General features: G+C 66.6%; 15 protein-coding genes. 13 read left to right on the top strand and 2 right to left on the bottom strand.

The window, feature by feature from the left end; translation table 11 throughout:
• The first annotated feature begins 51 nt into the window (after nt 1-51).
• From AC07NY_RS03155 to AC07NY_RS03105, 11 genes are all read left to right on the top strand, one after another.
• A complete protein-coding gene (locus tag AC07NY_RS03155; protein WP_494581749.1) occupies nt 52-1,707 on the top strand; it encodes an FGGY-family carbohydrate kinase in 1,656 nt (551 codons plus the stop codon).
• Nucleotides 1,704-2,432: an SDR family oxidoreductase gene (locus tag AC07NY_RS03150; protein ID WP_494581747.1), complete on the top strand. Its 729-nt coding sequence runs from the start codon at nt 1,704-1,706 to the stop codon at nt 2,430-2,432. The genes AC07NY_RS03155 and AC07NY_RS03150 overlap by 4 nt, the downstream gene beginning before the upstream one ends.
• Before the next feature lie 90 nt (nt 2,433-2,522).
• Nucleotides 2,523-3,563 (top strand): zinc-dependent alcohol dehydrogenase, encoded by a 1,041-nt coding sequence (locus AC07NY_RS03145; RefSeq protein WP_494581745.1) that lies wholly within the window; start codon nt 2,523-2,525, stop codon nt 3,561-3,563.
• Between the two features lie 20 nt (nt 3,564-3,583).
• Nucleotides 3,584-5,044: a xylulokinase gene (xylB, locus tag AC07NY_RS03140; protein WP_494581743.1), complete on the top strand. Its 1,461-nt coding sequence runs from the start codon at nt 3,584-3,586 to the stop codon at nt 5,042-5,044.
• A gap of 73 nt (nt 5,045-5,117) precedes the next feature.
• The gene (locus AC07NY_RS03135; protein ID WP_494581741.1) at nt 5,118-5,795 is read left to right on the top strand and encodes an HAD family hydrolase; all 678 of its coding nucleotides are present in this window, start codon (nt 5,118-5,120) and stop codon (nt 5,793-5,795) included.
• Nucleotides 5,796-5,802: 7 nt separating this feature from the next.
• On the top strand, nt 5,803-6,750 hold the full coding sequence (locus tag AC07NY_RS03130; RefSeq protein ID WP_494581740.1) for a sugar-binding transcriptional regulator: 948 nt from the start codon (nt 5,803-5,805) through the stop codon (nt 6,748-6,750).
• A gap of 157 nt (nt 6,751-6,907) precedes the next feature.
• The gene (locus AC07NY_RS03125; RefSeq protein WP_492285442.1) at nt 6,908-8,221 is read left to right on the top strand and encodes an extracellular solute-binding protein; all 1,314 of its coding nucleotides are present in this window, start codon (nt 6,908-6,910) and stop codon (nt 8,219-8,221) included.
• A complete protein-coding gene (locus AC07NY_RS03120) occupies nt 8,205-9,212 on the top strand; it encodes an ABC transporter permease subunit (RefSeq protein ID WP_494581738.1) in 1,008 nt (335 codons plus the stop codon). The genes AC07NY_RS03125 and AC07NY_RS03120 overlap by 17 nt, the downstream gene beginning before the upstream one ends.
• A gap of 7 nt (nt 9,213-9,219) precedes the next feature.
• The gene (locus AC07NY_RS03115; protein ID WP_494581736.1) at nt 9,220-10,110 is read left to right on the top strand and encodes an ABC transporter permease subunit; all 891 of its coding nucleotides are present in this window, start codon (nt 9,220-9,222) and stop codon (nt 10,108-10,110) included.
• A gap of 30 nt (nt 10,111-10,140) precedes the next feature.
• A complete protein-coding gene (locus tag AC07NY_RS03110) occupies nt 10,141-10,881 on the top strand; it encodes a glycerophosphodiester phosphodiesterase family protein (RefSeq protein ID WP_494581735.1) in 741 nt (246 codons plus the stop codon).
• 3 nt (nt 10,882-10,884) lie between these two features.
• Nucleotides 10,885-12,369, top strand: coding sequence for a mannitol dehydrogenase family protein (locus AC07NY_RS03105; protein ID WP_494581733.1), 1,485 nt, complete (start codon nt 10,885-10,887; stop codon nt 12,367-12,369).
• A gap of 57 nt (nt 12,370-12,426) precedes the next feature.
• On the opposite strand, the gene AC07NY_RS03100 is transcribed toward AC07NY_RS03105, so the two are convergent.
• On the bottom strand, nt 12,427-12,729 hold the full coding sequence (locus AC07NY_RS03100; protein WP_494581731.1) for a hypothetical protein: 303 nt from the start codon (nt 12,727-12,729) through the stop codon (nt 12,427-12,429).
• A gap of 306 nt (nt 12,730-13,035) precedes the next feature.
• The gene (locus tag AC07NY_RS03095) at nt 13,036-13,767 is read right to left on the bottom strand and encodes a GntR family transcriptional regulator (RefSeq protein WP_494581730.1); all 732 of its coding nucleotides are present in this window, start codon (nt 13,765-13,767) and stop codon (nt 13,036-13,038) included.
• Between the two features lie 114 nt (nt 13,768-13,881).
• Between AC07NY_RS03095 and AC07NY_RS03090 the strand changes: the two genes are divergently transcribed.
• Both AC07NY_RS03090 and AC07NY_RS03085 read left to right on the top strand, forming a co-directional pair.
• Nucleotides 13,882-14,868 (top strand): TRAP transporter substrate-binding protein, encoded by a 987-nt coding sequence (locus tag AC07NY_RS03090; RefSeq protein WP_492285449.1) that lies wholly within the window; start codon nt 13,882-13,884, stop codon nt 14,866-14,868.
• Nucleotides 14,869-14,939: 71 nt separating this feature from the next.
• Nucleotides 14,940-15,473: a TRAP transporter small permease gene (locus AC07NY_RS03085; protein ID WP_494581727.1), complete on the top strand. Its 534-nt coding sequence runs from the start codon at nt 14,940-14,942 to the stop codon at nt 15,471-15,473.
• The last annotated feature ends 1 nt before the right edge of the window (nt 15,474 follow it).

Here is a 15,474-nt window from a genome sequence, read left to right as displayed (position 1 = left end):
ACGAACCGCGCGCCCCTCATGCCTGGCGACAGAACCGCGCCGCGGCCTGAGATGAGTGGGCATTTCATCGGCATCGATGTCGGCACCGGCAGCGCCCGGGCCGGCATTTTCGACCGGACCGGGCAGATGCTCGCGACGGCCAGACACGATATTGCGCTCTATCGCGACGGCCCCGATCTCGCCGAGCAGTCCAGCGCGGATATCTGGGCGGCCGTCTGCGCGAGCGTACGCGCGGCGATGGGCGAGGGCGGACTCGCGCCGGACGACATCACCGGCATCGGCTTCGACGCGACCTGCTCGCTCGTCGTGCTCGGACCGGGCGGCGCGCCGCTACCCGTCGGGCCGCATGGCGACGCGAAACGCGACATCATCGTCTGGATGGACCATCGCGCCATCGACCAGGCCGCGCGCATCAACGCGACCGTTCATCCCGTGCTCGCCTATGTCGGCGGCACGATTTCGCCGGAGATGCAGACGCCGAAGCTGCTCTGGCTCAAGGAGAACCTGCGCACGACCTATGACGCCGCTTGGCAATTCCTCGACCTGCCGGATTTCCTCACCTGGCGTGCGACCGGCTCGCTCGCACGCTCGACCTGCACGGTCACCTGCAAATGGACCTATCTCGCTCATGAGGGACGCTGGGATGCGAGCTATTTCCGGCAGATCAGCCTCGATGATCTCGCCAATGAAGGATTCACCCGGATCGGCACGGAGATCGTTCCGGGCGGCACCGCGCTTGGGCAGGGCCTGACCCAGCAGGCCGCCGCCGAGTTCGGCTTGAACCCCGGCACCGCCGTCGCGGCTGGCCTGATCGACGCCCATGCCGGCGGCGTCGGCTCGGTCGGCCTGCGCTCGTCGCACGACACCGCGTTGACCCGCATGGCCTATGTCTTCGGCACCTCGGCCTGCACCATGGCGAGCAGCGCCGAGCCGATCTTCATTCCCGGCATCTGGGGTCCCTATTTCTCGGCGATGGCACCCGGCCTCTGGCTCAGCGAGGGCGGACAATCCGGCGCCGGCGCCGCCATCGAGCAGCTCATCGGCTTCCACCCGGCGGCGCCCGAGGCGCAGCGTCTTGCCGAAACGGAGGGTCTCTCGCTGCCCGATTGGCTCGCGGCACAAGCGGCCCGGCAGGCAGGCGCGCCTTCGGAAGCGGCCCGCCTCGCCGGCGAGATCATCGTCGTGCCCGATTTCCTCGGCAATCGCTCGCCCCATGCCGATCCGCAAGCGCGCGCCGTGATCGCCGGGCTCGGCATGGCGCGCGATCTCGACAATCTCGTTTCGCTTTACGTCGCCGGCCTCACCGGGATCGGCTACGGCCTGCGCCAGATCATCGAGGTCAGCCGCGCCAGGGGTGCCACCATCGAGGCGATCGTGCTCAGCGGCGGCGCTGGCCGCCATCCCCTGATCCGGCAAGTGCTGGCGGACTGCGCCGGTCTGCCGCTGCTGGCCCCCGATGACGTCGATCCCGTCCTGCTCGGCTCGGCCATGCTTGCTGCAACCGCCGCGCATGCCTTTCCCGATCTCGGCGCGGCCATGACCGGAATGGCGCCGGGCGCCGCCGTCTTCATGCCCGCTGTTGGCGACATCGCCGAACTGCACGCGAGCCGCCTCGCAGCTTTCGAGGCGCTGCAGGCCGCAGCCCGTACGGCCCGCAACCTCATGCAGCCCACCCGGATTCAGGCCTCGCCGGAGACCGCAACGTGACGCAGGACCTCACCGGAAAGACCGCCGCGATCACCGGCGCCGCCTCAGGGATCGGCCTCGCCTGCGCGAAGCGCCTGCTCGCGGCCGGAGCCCGCGCCGTCCTGATCGACCGCGACGGCGATGCCCTTGCGCAGGCCTGCGCGCCGCTCGGCGCCGAGGCCATCCCGCTCGTCGTCGACCTGACCGACCCGGCCTCCGTCGCCGGCATGCTGCCTGCGATCCTCGACAAGGCCGGCCCGCTCGACATCTTCCACGCCAATGCCGGCTCCTATGTCGGCGGCCCCGTCAGCGAGGGCGATCCCGACGCCTGGGACCGGATGCTGAACCTCAATATCAACGCCGTCTTCCGCAGCATCCACGCCGTGCTGCCGCATATGATCAACAGAAAGACCGGCGACATCCTCGTCACCAGCTCGGTCGCCGGCGTCGTCCCCGTAGTCTGGGAGCCCGTCTACACCGCCTCGAAACATGCGGTTCAGGCCTTCGTCCACACCTTGCGCCGGCAGGTCATTCCGCATGGGCTGCGCGTCGGCGCCGTCCTGCCCGGCCCTGTCGTCACCGCCCTGATCGCCGACTGGCCACAGGAGAAGCTCGATGCCGAGCGCGCCCGCGGCGGCCTGATCGAGGCGGAGGAGGTGGCGGAAGCCGTGCATTTCATGCTGACCCGCCCGCGCAACGTCACCATCCGCGACCTCGTGATCCTGCCGCAAAGCACGGATCTCTAGCCGCCGCCGCTTCGAGAACGCCAAGAGAAGTCAATTTCGGCGACAGGCGGGTTCGCTCGCGTCCTGTTCGCCAGGGGAGTTTCGATCGTCATGTCCCGAGCCGTCTTCCTTCACGCCGCCGGCGATGCGCGCGTCGCGCCGTTCAACCTTCGCGAGGGCGCGGCGGGCGAGACCCTGCTCGATGTCGCGGCCGTCGGCCTCTGCGGCAGCGACCTGCACTATTACAAGGATGGCGGCATCGGCTCGGCCGTGATCGCGGCGCCCTTCGTGCCCGGCCACGAATTCAGCGGCTGGCTGACCGAGGATCTGCCGGAACTTGGCCTGGGGCGCGGCGCCCTCGTCGCGGTCGACCCCAACCAGGCCTGCGGCCAGTGCGAGCATTGCCGCAGCGGACATCCCAATCTCTGCCCCGAAGTCGTCTTCATCGGCGCCCCCCCGCATGACGGGGCCATGACCGAGCGCATCTGGGTGCCGAAATCGCAGATCGTCGCGGTGCCCCAGGACTTCTCGCCGAGCGATGCGGTGATGCTCGAACCGCTCGGCGTCGCGATCCATGCCGTCGACCTCGCCAAGCCGCGCCTACTGGAGCGCGTGGCGCTGATCGGCTGCGGTCCGATCGGCCTGCTGATCCTGCAGGTGCTGCGCACGGCCGGCGTCGGCGAGGTTCTCGCCTGCGATCCCCAGCCGCATCGCCGCGACCTCGCCCTCAAGCTGGGCGCCAGCAAGGCCGGCACCAGCGTCGCCGACATCGCCGAATGGTCGAAGGGCGAGGGCCTGCCTCTGGTGATCGAGGCGACCAATGCCCCCGAGGGATTCCGTGACGCGATCCGCGCCGCCCGCATCGGCGGGCGCGTCGTGCTGGTCGGTATCCCCGACGGCGACAGCTATGTGATCCCGGCCGCGGAAGCCCGCCGTCGCGGGCTGAACATCAAGTTCTCGCGCCGGATGGGCCATGTCTACCCGCGCGCGATCGAGTTGGTGGCGCAAGGCAAAGTCGATGTCGAGGCGGTCGTGAGCCACCGCTTCCCGCTCGCTGACGGACCGGCCGCCTTCCGCCGCCATGCCGATAACGAGGTCGGCATGGTCAAGAGCATGATCTATCCGGGCGGCCTGCCCGAAGATCGCCGCTGAAACCGCAAGCAGGAGCTGATGTGAGCTTCATCGGCATTGATCTCGGAACCTCCTCGGTCAAGGCCGTGCTCGTCGGTGACGAGCAGCGCGTGCTCGCCGCCGCGGCACGGGAACTCACGGTCACGCGCCCTGCCCCGCTCTGGTCGGAGCAGGCACCGGCAGACTGGGTCACCGCCACGATGGCAGTCCTGCGCAGCTTGAAGGATACCGCCCCGGAAGCTTTCCGGCGCTGCGCCGGAATCGGCCTCTCCGGACAGATGCACGGCGCGGTGCTGCTGGACGCGCGCGACGAGCCGCTGCGCCCCTGCATCCTCTGGAACGATGGGCGCGCCGCTGCCGAATGCGTCGAGATCGAAGCCAGCGAACCGGGTTCGCGCGCGATCACCGGCAATATCGCCATGCCCGGCTTCACCGCGCCCAAGCTGCTCTGGGTGCGCAAACACGAACCCGACATCTTCCACCGCACCCGCAAGGTCCTGCTGCCGAAAGCCTATCTCCGGCTGGTCCTCACCGGTGAGGCGGTCGAGGAGATGTCCGACGCCTCCGGCACGCTCTGGCTCGATACCGGCCGCCGCGACTGGTCCGACCGGATACTGGCCGCGACGGCACTGGGTCGCAGCCACATGCCCACCCTTGTCGAAGGCTCGCAGGCCGCCGGCCGCATGCGCCCCGAACTTGCCCGCGAACTCGGCTTCGACGCCCCGCCGCTCTTTGCTGGCGGCGCGGGCGACAATGCCGCCGGAGCGGTCGGACTGGGCGCGGTCGGCCCCGGCAGCAGCTTCCTGTCCCTCGGCACCTCCGGCGTCCTGTGGCGCACGACGGCAGGCTTCGAGCCGCGCCCCAGTAGCGCCGTGCACGCCTTCTGCCACGCCCTGCCCGGCCGCTGGCACCAGATGTCGGTTCACCTTTCGGCCGCAGCGAGCCTGAGCTGGTGGTCGTCCATCTCCAGACAGTCTGAAGCAGCGCTTCTCGGAGAGATCGGCCCGGCCCCGGAGCGCCCCTCGCCTGTACTCTTCACGCCCTATCTCTCGGGCGAGCGCACGCCGCATAACGACCCGCAATTGCGCGCCGGCTTCCTCGGCCTCGGCCACGATACGGACCGCAAGGCGATGACCCAGGCCGTACTTGAGGGCGTTGCCTTCGCCTTCCGGGATGGCAAGGAAGCCCTTGAAGCCGGGACATCACCGATCGGCGAGGCCATGGCCATCGGCGGCGGGGCACGTTCGGATGCGTGGCTCGCGATCCTCGCCGACGTCTTGAACCTGCCGCTGACACGCTACCGCCAGGCCGAGGCCGGCGCGGCCTTCGGCGCCGCACGTCTCGCCCGTATCGCCTGCACCGGCGAAAGCCCGGAGGCGGTCTGCACGCCGCCATCCGGCGAGGCCGATATCTTCACGCCGCACCCTGCCAGGGCGGCGACCTATGCCGAGCGCCATGCCGTCTGGCGTCGCGCTGCGGAGGTCAGTCGCGCACTGCACTGACCGAGGCGAAGTTTGACAGATGATCGGGCGAATGCTCTTCATGTGAGCATTCGTTCAAATCGACTGTTGCCCGATGCTCACTCCGCGCCAGCCCTTCGACCTCGTCATCCTCGACTGCGACGGCGTGCTCGTCGACAGCGAAACTATCAGCTGCCAGACCCTGGTCGATATTCTCTCGCCTTTCGACGAGAGCTATGATCTGGAGACGGTCATGCGCCGCTATCTCGGGCGGCCGGCCAGCGCAGTGATCGAGGATTACGAGAGAATGACCGGTCGCCCGGCCTCGGCCGACTTCACGCAGGACTGGCGCGCCCAACTCTTCGCTTCTTTCAGGAGCGACCTCCAGCCGGTTGACGGCGTCCGCGAGGCCGTCGAATCCTTCGCCAGCGATTATTGCGTCGCCTCCTCCAGCGACGAGGAACGCATCGAAATCTGCCTGCGCAAAACCGCACTCTGGGACCTGTTCGAGGGCCGGATCTTCAGCACGACACGCGTGAAGCGCGGCAAGCCGGCGCCCGACCTATTCCTGCTGGCCGCAAGCGAGCGCGGCGTCGCACCCGAGCGCTGCCTGGTCATCGAGGACAGCGTCAGCGGCGTGACCGCGGCGAAAGCAGCGGGCATGACGGCCTATGGCCTCGCCGCCGGCAGCCATTTCGCCGTGCTCGACCAGCGCAAGGCGCTTCTGGCAGCCGGGGCCGACCGCCTCTTCGAATCCTGGCGGGATCTCGCGCTCGCACCGGCACCCCACTGAGATCGCGATGGCCGAGAACGACAGCACCCGCCTCGACGACGCAGCCCGGGCCGGTTGGCTCTATTACATCGCCGGGCGCACGCAGGACGATATCGCGCAGATCCTGAACATCTCGCGCCCGGCGGCCCAGCGCCTCGTCTCGCTCTGCCGCAGCGAGGGCCTGATCAGCTTCAGGATGAACCATCCGATCAGCACCTGCATGGACCTCGCCGCCCGGCTGCGCGACCGTTTCGAGCTGCTGCATTGCGATGTCGCCCCCTCCGACGGCTCGGCGGACACGGGAGCAGCCGGCGTCGCCGCGCTCGGCGGCGTGCTGATCGAGCGCTGGCTGCGCTCGCGCAAATCGCTGGTCATGGCGCTCGGCACCGGCCGCTCGATGCGCGCCAGCATCGAGCGCGTGCCCTCGATGTCCTGCCCATTGCACCGGCTGGTTTCGCTGGTCGGCACGATCTCGCCGGACGGCTCGGCCAGCCCGTTCGACACGCTGGTGAAGCTCGCCGAGATCACCAAGGCGCAGCATTTCCCGATGCCGCTGCCTCTTTACGTGTCGAGCCCGGAGGAGCGCGCCCAGCTCGTCGAGATCGAGTCGATCCGGCGCATCCGCGCCATCGCCGGCGAGGCCGATCTCTGGGTCATGGGCATCAGCCAGATCGGCGAGGACGCCGTGCTCTATCGCGACGGCTTCATGAATCGCAGCGAATTGCTCGACATGGTCCGCCACGGCGCCGTCGGCGAGGTGACCGGCTGGGTCTTCGATGCCGAAGGCCGCTTCCTCGATCGCGGCACCAATCTGCGCGTCACCAGCGTCCCGCCGGAACCGGGCAGCACCCGCTTGCGCATCTGCATCGGCCAGGGCCCGGCCAAGGTCGTGCCGCTGCGTGCCGCCCTGACCGGCAAGATCATCAACGGCCTCGTCACCGACGAGGACACCGCCCGCGCCCTGCTCGCGGACTGACCCCCATCCATCACCTCATTCGTCCGCCCCGCACGCGAGCGATTGCGCGCGGCTGTCATGCGGCCGTCACCAACGGTTGACATAACAGGCCAGTGTGCGAGCATATGCTTCAACAAAGAGCATATGCTCGCAGAAGACGAATGAGGGAGGCTTTGAGATGCGACCTTTCTATGGTGCTTTGGCGGGCGCAGGCGCCCTGCTGCTGACGGGGATATCCGCCGTGCAGGCGGCAACCGAAATCGAACTCTGGCACGCGATGAGCGGCGCGCTCGGCGAGCGCGTCGACGAGGTCGTGAAGAAGTTCAACGACTCGCAGAAGGACTACGTCGTCAAGTCGATCGCCAAGGGTACCTATGACGAGGTCCTGAACGGCACGATCGCGGCCTATCGCGCCAAGCGCCAGCCCGAGATCGTGCAGTCGAACGAGCGCTCCTTCCTGACCATGGTCAATTCCGGCGCCATCGTCCCGACGAACGAATTGATGGCCGAGCAGGGCATGCCGCTCGACACCTCGAAATTCATCGCCCCGGTGGTCAGCTACTTCGCCATCAACGGCAAGCTGCAGGCGATGCCGTTCAACTCCTCGACGCCGATCCTGTTCTACAACCGCGACCATTTCAAAGCCGCCGGCTTCGACAAGCCCGGCGCGACCTGGCAGGAGCTCGAGCCGCAGCTCGACGCGATCAAGGCCAAGGGCGTCTCGAAATGCGCGATGGTGCTCCCCGGCGACTACGAGTGGAGCTTCCTCGAGAACTACAGCGCCGTGAACGACATCCCGTACGCGACCAAGCGCAACGGCATGGACGGGCTCGACACCAATTTCGTCTTCAACAAGGGCAAGCTGGTCGGCCAAGTCGAGCGGATGAAGCGCCTCGTCTCGTCGGGCGTGATGCAGCTCGCCGGCCAGGGCATCATCCCGATCCAGCTCTTCACCTCCGGTGAGTGCTCGACGATCATCGCCTCCACCGCTTCGCACGCCGCCGTCGTCGCGGCCGCCAAGTTCGACTGGAGCGCGAGGGAAATCCCCTATGAGCAGGGCGTCACGCCGAAGAACAGCGTCATCGGCGGCGCCGCGCTCTGGACCCTGAAGGGCCATACGCCGGAGAAGTACAAGGCGGTCGCCGCCTTCTACGACTTCCTCGCCAAGACCGACACGCAGGTCTGGTGGCATCAGGCCACGGGCTATGTCCCGGTCACGACCGCCGCCTATGACGCCGCCAAGGCGCAGGGCTATTACGAGAAGAACCCGACCCGCGAGATCGCCGTGCTGCAGCTGATGCGCGGCACGCCCAGCGACAATTCGCTCGGCTTCCGCATCGGCAACAGCAACCAGATCAACGTCGCGATCATGGAAGAGGTCTCGGCCGCCTTCCTGGGCCGCAAGCCGGTGCAGCAGGCGCTCGACGATGCCGTGTCGCGCGGCAACGAGGCGCTGCGTCGCTACGAGCAGCTCAATGCTGGCAAGAAATAAGCCGGCTGGCCTCACCCAAGCGGCTGGTGGGGGCGCTCTGCGCCTCCGCTCGCCGCTGCGGCGCCTTTTCCTGAAGGGTACCGACGATGGCCAGGCGGAAAGCGGGCTCAAGCGCGCGCATTTCAAGGAATGGCGCCTGCCCTTCTGGCTGCTCGCGCCGCAGCTCTTCATCCTGCTGCTGTTCTTCTTCATCCCCTCGATCAGGGCGCTGATCCAGGCTTTCCAATTGACCGACCCGTTCGGCGCCACGACCCAATGGGTCGGCTTCCAGAATTTCGAGCGGCTCTTCCGCAGCAACGTCTACTGGTCCTCGGCGCAAGTGACGCTGATCTTCACGATCGCGCAGAACGTGCTGACCCTGTCGCTCGCGCTGCTGCTCGCCTTCGCCTCGAACCACATCCTGCGCGGCCGCGGCGCCTATCGCACCGTGCTGCTCCTGCCCTATGCCATCGCGCCCGCGATCGCCGGCATCATGCTCGCCTTCCTGTTCAATCCCCGCGTCGGCCCCGTCGCCCATATGCTGCAGGGGATGGGGCTGGACTGGGACCCGAACCGCAATTCATGGCATGCGCTCGCGCTGGTGGTCATGGCCGCCTCGTGGAAGCACATCTGCTACAACTACATCTTCCTGGTCGCGGCGCTGATGTCGGTGCCCCAGTCGATCCTCGAATCCGCCTATCTGGACGGCGCCGGGCCGATCCAGCGCTTCCTGCGCATCTCGCTGCCGATGATCGCGCCGACGCTGTTCTTCCTGATCGTCATCAACTTCGTCTACGGGCTGTTCGAGACCTTCGCCATCGTCGATGCCACCACGCGCGGCGGCCCGGCCGGCGCCACCTCGATCCTCGTCTACAAGGTCTATCAGGACGGCTTCGTCACGCTCGACCTCGGCTCGTCAGCCGCGCAATCCGTCGTGCTGATGGCGCTCGCTTTGCTCCTGACCTTCGCGCAGTTCCGCTTCGTGGAGCGCCGCGTGAACTACAGCGTCTAGGCCCGCGATGAACGAGCGCACCCCCGTCATCGACGCTCTCTGTCACCTCATCCTGCTGGTGGGCGCGGCACTCGTCTGCCTGCCGATCTACTTCGTCTTCGTCACCGGCTCGCTGACGCAGCAGGAGATCATGCGCGTGCCGATGTCCTGGCTGCCGGGCAGCCAGTTCCTGGCGAACACGCAGACGGTGCTGAGCAACGCCAATTTCGGCCGGCTCCTGCTCAACTCCTTCATCATCGCCACCGGCATCACCATCGGGAAGCTCGCGGTCTCGGTGATCGCGGCCTTCGCCGTCACCTATTTCCGCTTCCCCTTCCGGATGACGGCCTTCTGGCTGATCTTCATGTCGCTGATGCTGCCGATCGAGGTGCGCATCGTGCCGACCTATGAATCCGCCGCGAATGTCGCGCTGCCGCTGAACATCCTCGGCTCCTGGCTCGGCATCCAGGCGCTGGTCGATCTCGACTGGAACCTGGTCAACACTTATTCGGGCCTGATCCTGCCGCTGATCGCCTCAGCGACCGCGACCTTCCTGTTCCGCCAGTTCTTCCTCACCATACCCGACGAACTCTGCGAGGCCGCGCGCATCGACGGCGCCACGCCCTGGCAGTTCTTCCGGCTGATCCTGCTGCCGCTCTCGCGCTCGAACATCGTGGCGCTGGCGATCATCCTCTTCCTGATGGGCTGGAACCAGTATCTCTGGCCGCTCCTGCTTACGACCGAGCCGGCCATGGCCAATGCCGTGATCGGCCTGAAGAAGCTGATGCCGCAGAGCGACTCGCTGCCGACCTGGCATCTTCTGATGAACGCGGCCTTCCTGACGATGCTGCCGCCGACCATCGTCATCCTCATCCTCCAGCGCTGGTTCGTGAAGGGGCTGGTGGATAGCGGCAAATAACCCGCCAACAGGCTAGTAGGGCTTTTCGATATGCGGATCATCGGTCATCGCGGCGCGCGCAATATCTGGGCGGAGAACAGCCTGAGCGGCTTCCGCAACGTCTGCGCCCTCGGCGTCGACGCCGTCGAACTCGACGTGCATCTCTCCAGCGACGGCGAGATCATGGTGATCCACGATCCGCTGCTGGAGCGCACCACCGACCACAAGGGCCCGGTCGCGCATCTTTCGCGCGCCGCGCTCGCCAAGGTGACGCTCGACGATACGCTCGGCGAGACGATCCCGACCTTGCCGGAGGTGCTCGACGTCTTCGGTCCGACCGGGATCGAGCTCGAAATCGAGATGAAGATGGATGCCTTCGGCAATCCCTATCCCGGCCTGCTCGACAAGGTCATCGCTTTGGTCGAAGCGCGCAAGATGGCCTCGCGCGTCGTGCTGACCTGCTTCGTGCCAGAAGTGATCGAGGAGATTCTGGCGAAGGCACCGCATATGCGCCGGCTCGCCTCGGTCGATCGTCGCTCCTGCGAGGCCTTCGGCGGCGTCGACCGGACCTTGCAGCGCTTCGTCGATCTCGGCTGCATCATCGCCGTCGAGCAGTCGCTGCTGCGGCTCTGCGTCGACCGCGCCGTCGGCATCGTCGGGCGCGACAAGCTCGGCGCCTGGGTTCCGAACACGGTGCGCGATCTCGATTTCTGGCTTGGCCAGCCGATCTCCCAGATCACCAGCGACCGCCCCGATCTCGCCCTGCAATTGCGCGCTGCTCGGAAGGCCTGAGTCATGGCGACAAGCCTGTCGCTGGCGACGCTCGGAGAACTCAGCGCCTCGGTTGGCATTCCCGGCTACCGGCGTGACGAGTTGAGCCCCGGCATCGTCCATATCGGCGTCGGCAACTTCCACCGCGCCCATCAGGCCGCTTATCTCGACGAACTGTTCGAGCGTGGGCTCGACCGCGATTGGGCCATCATCGGCACCGGCGTGCGCGCGAGCGATGCCGAGATGGGCCGTGACCTTGCCGCGCAGGACTTCCTGACCACGGTGGTGACGCAGGAGGCCGGGCGCTCTCAGGCGCGCGTCACCGGCGCGATGATCGATTTCGTGGCGCCGGGCGATACGGCTGCGATCCTCGAACGGCTCGTCGATCCCCGCACGCGGATCGTCTCGCTCACCGTCACCGAAGGCGGGTACTATATCGACCCGGCGACGCAGGCCTTCGATCCCGGCCATCCCGACATCGCCGCCGACGCAGCGAACTGCCTCGCCGCCCCGAAGACCGCCATTGGCCTGATCGCCGCCGGCCTCCTCAGGCGCCGCGCCGCCGGCCTGCCGCCCTTCACGGTGATGTCCTGCGACAACCTGCCGGGCAACGGCCATGTCACCGCGGATGCCATCGCCGGTCTCGTCGACCTGATCGCCCCCGCCAATGCGCGCTGGATTCGCGACAGCGTCGCCTTTCCCAACGGGATGGTCGACCGCATCACGCCGGCGACCTCGGAGCGCGAACGCCAGTCATTGCGCGACGATTTCGGCATCGCGGACAGCCGCCCGGTCTTCTGCGAGGATTTCCGGCAATGGGTGCTGGAGGATCACTTTCCGGCCGGGCGCCCGCGCCTCGAAGAGGTCGGCGTCCAGTTCGTCGCCGATGTCGCGCCCTTCGAACTGATGAAGATCCGCATCCTCAATGGCGGCCACGCGACGATCGCCTATCCCGCCGGCCTGCTCGACATCCATTTCGTCCATGAGGCGATGCAGGACACTCAGATCGCCCGCTTCCTCTCGGCGCTGCTCGACGACGAAGTCATTCCGGTCGTGCCGCCGGCGCCGGATACCGATCTGGCCAACTACAAACGGACCATCGAGCGGCGTTTCGCCAATCCGAAGATCGGCGACACGATCCGCCGGCTTTGCTTGGACGGCTCGAACCGCCAGCCGAAATTCATCCTGCCGACGCTGCGCGATGCCTTGCAAGCAAGCAGGCCCATCGAGGGGCTCGCCCTGGTGAGCGCCCTGTGGTGCCGGTACTGCTACGGCGAGACAGAAAGCCGGCAAACCATACAAGCCAACGACCCCAACTGGTCACGCTTGACCGAGCAGGCCCGGCTCGCGCGGGACGCTCCCGAGGCCTGGCTCGCGATGCAGGACATCTATGGCGATCTCGCGCAGAACGAGCGCTTCAGACACGCTTTTACACAGGCGCTCCAACGGCTCTGGCAATCGGGAACCCGCGCGAGCCTCGACCACTATCTGGCCTCGCATAGCTCCTGACCGGGAACAAGTGACCGCGGCCTCCAGCGTCATCTCATCGAAAGTGCGGACAGAGCGCTAGGCGACGTCGTGGCCATGCGAAACCGCGCGAAGCTCGACATATCGGCGGCGCGTTTCGGCAGTATTGGGCAAACCGGTTTCACGCAGCCATGCCAGGAATTCGATCGGCTTGATCGTGACGGTCTCCAGCGCGCGCCCACGCGCGAGCCAGGCATTCATCACCGCGACCGCATTGCGATGCCAGATCTCGTAATCCGTCGGCATTTCCTCGCGGTCATGCGCGAGTTCCCAGAGCTGGGAGAAATCCTCCCGCTCGTACCACGGCATCGCGATCGTATAGGCCTCGACAGTAGGCTTCACTTTGAGCCCATCGCCCGCATAGAGCGCGGAAATTTAAGGATGCTGATCGCCTGATCTGGAGGGTCGTCAGCTTGCTCTGAGTAGGCGCCGGGCCAAGCAGGAAGTCAATGCGACACGCTGCAACAGCCATGCGCTGACGGCGCCGAAATGCGATGAGACTGCGTCCCAAAACTGGCGGACATGGAGCCATCGAGACCTGCCGATTGATCGGCCCGCCACAGAACGGCAGTCGGCTACGCAACCGGCGTGACGACTCTATTCAAGCCCCCGCGACGATCTGCTTGACCGCCCGACAGAGGCACGCCCCTACTCGAACAGATCGGGATAATTCGCCTCGGTCTTCGGCAGGGCGCGCAGGATCTCGGTCAGGTGGTGGCGCATGGCGGCCTCGGCCTCGGCCGCATCGCCCGCATCGATCGCCGCGATGATGCGCCGATGCTGCTGGATCAATGGCAGCATCGCCTCCGGCCCCGGCAAGGTGAGTTGGCACACCCGGTCCATATGCGCCTTGATATCCCGGATCGCCTCCCAGGCGAGCGGCATGCCGACACCTTCCGTCAGCTCGACATGGAACAGCTCGTCATAGCGCTGGAAGGTCGCATGGTCGTTCCGCGCCGCCGCCTTGTCCTGCATCTCCAGGAAATCGGCGATGCGCTGCCGGCTTTGGGCGGCAAAGGACTGGCAGGCCTGCCGGACGATCGCGACCTCGACCGCCTCGCGTACAAAGCGCGATTCCATCATCTTGCGGACCGAGAACTTGACCACGACCGTGCCGCGCTGCGGCTGGATGTCGACAAGGCGCGTCTTGGCGAGCGCGATCAGCGCCTCGCGCACCGGCTGGCGCGAGACCCCGTATTTCAGCGCGATCTCCTGCTCCGACAGGCGCGTGCCCGGCGGTAGTTCGAGCGCGATGATCGCCCGGCGCAATTCGGCTTCGACGCGCCCGGCCGCCGAAGCGCCCGAGGCGAGGGCGGGTGACGCCAACGAAAGGCTCAAGTCGAAAACCTCCACAGCCTGTTGCGTACCATACCGCAACATACTACCATACAATCACTGCCGCAACCGAGACGGGGCGACAGCAAGCTTACGTTCGGGCCGCCAGCGAACAAGCCGGGAAACGGCAGCGCGCCCGAAAACACGGGAGAACGCACCATGACCGCACGCCGCACATTCCTCGCTTATACCGCAGCGTTCGCCTTCTCGGCCGCTGCCGCGACTTCAGCCCTGGCCCAGAGCGTGACGCTGCGCTCAGCCGACATCCACCCGACCGACTACCCGACCGTCGAAGCCGTCCGCTATCTCGGCAAGCTGCTTGAGGAGCGCACGCAAGGCCGCGTCAAGATCAACGTCTTCCACTCGGCCCAGCTCGGCCAGGAGAAGGACACGATCGACCAGACCCGCTTCGGCGTCATCGACATCAACCGCATCAACATGGCGCCGTTCAACAACCTGATCCCGGCGACCAACATCCCCTCCCTGCCCTTCATCTTCCGCTCGGTCGATCACATGCGGAAGGCGATGGACGGGCAGATCGGCGACAACCTGCTCAAGGAGTTCGAGAAGCACGACCTGATCGGCCTCGCGCTCTACGATTCCGGCTCGCGCTCATTCTATAATTCCAAGCGTCCCATCAACAGCCCCGCCGACATGAAGGGCATGAAGATCCGCGTGCAGCAGTCCGACATGTTCGTGGCGCTGGTCTCGGCGCTCGGCGCCAACGCCACGCCGATGCCCTTCGGTGAGGTCTATTCCGCTCTGCAGACCGGCGTCATCGACGGTGCCGAGAACAACTGGCCGTCCTATGAATCGACCCGCCATTTCGAGGTCTCCAAGTTCTACTCGGTGACCGAGCACTCCCTCTCGCCGGAAGCGCTGGTGATGTCGAAGAAGAGCTTCGAGAAGTTCAACGCCGCCGATCAGGCGATCATCAAGGCCGCCGCGAAGGAATCGGTCGCCAAGATGCGCGAGCTCTGGGATGCGCGCGAAAAGGCGTCTGAAGCCAAGGTCAAGGCGGGCGGCGCCCAGATCAACCAGGTCGACAAGAAGCCCTTCATCGAAGCGATGAAGCCTGTCTACGACAAGTTCGTCACCGACCCGAAGCTGAAGGACATGGTCGCCGCTATCCAGGCGGTGAACTGAGCCTCGTCCAGGCAGGGCGGCCCATCACGGCCGCCCCGCTTCCGGCCCCTTGCCAGCCCCGGGCAGATTTCATGCGCGCTTTCACCGCCTTCCTCACACGTATCGACGCCAAGCTCAGCTTGTTCGCGCTGATCGCCGCCGGGGCCGGCCTCGTCCTGATGACCGTGATGGTCGCCTGGGGCGTATTCGGCCGCTATGTGCTGAATGACACGCCGATCTGGGTCGAGGCCGGATCGCTCTTCCTGATGTCCTGGTTCATCCTGCTCGGCGCCGCCGTCGGCGTGCGCGAGAGCGACCATCTCGGCTTCGAGGTCGGGCTGGTGATGTCGCCGCCGCCGGTGCGGGCCGCGCTGATCGTCATCGGCGAGGCCCTGGTCTGCGCCTTCGGACTGGCGATGCTAGGCTATGGCTGGCAGCTCGCCGCCGGCACCTGGGACGACCGCATGCCGATCATCGGCATATCCCGCGGCTGGGACTATGTCCCGATCGCGGCCGGCGGCGCCCTGATCGCGCTGTTCGCGCTGGAAAAGCTCCTCCTCTTCATCACCGGCGAGCAGCAGGCGCCGCTCGGCTTCGTCCATTTCGGCGAAAGCCAGGAGGCCTGAA

The sequence above is a fragment of the Allobosea sp. GW821-FHT09G06 genome (assembly GCF_059416005.1).
This window is presented reverse-complemented; position numbering and strand designations above follow the sequence as displayed.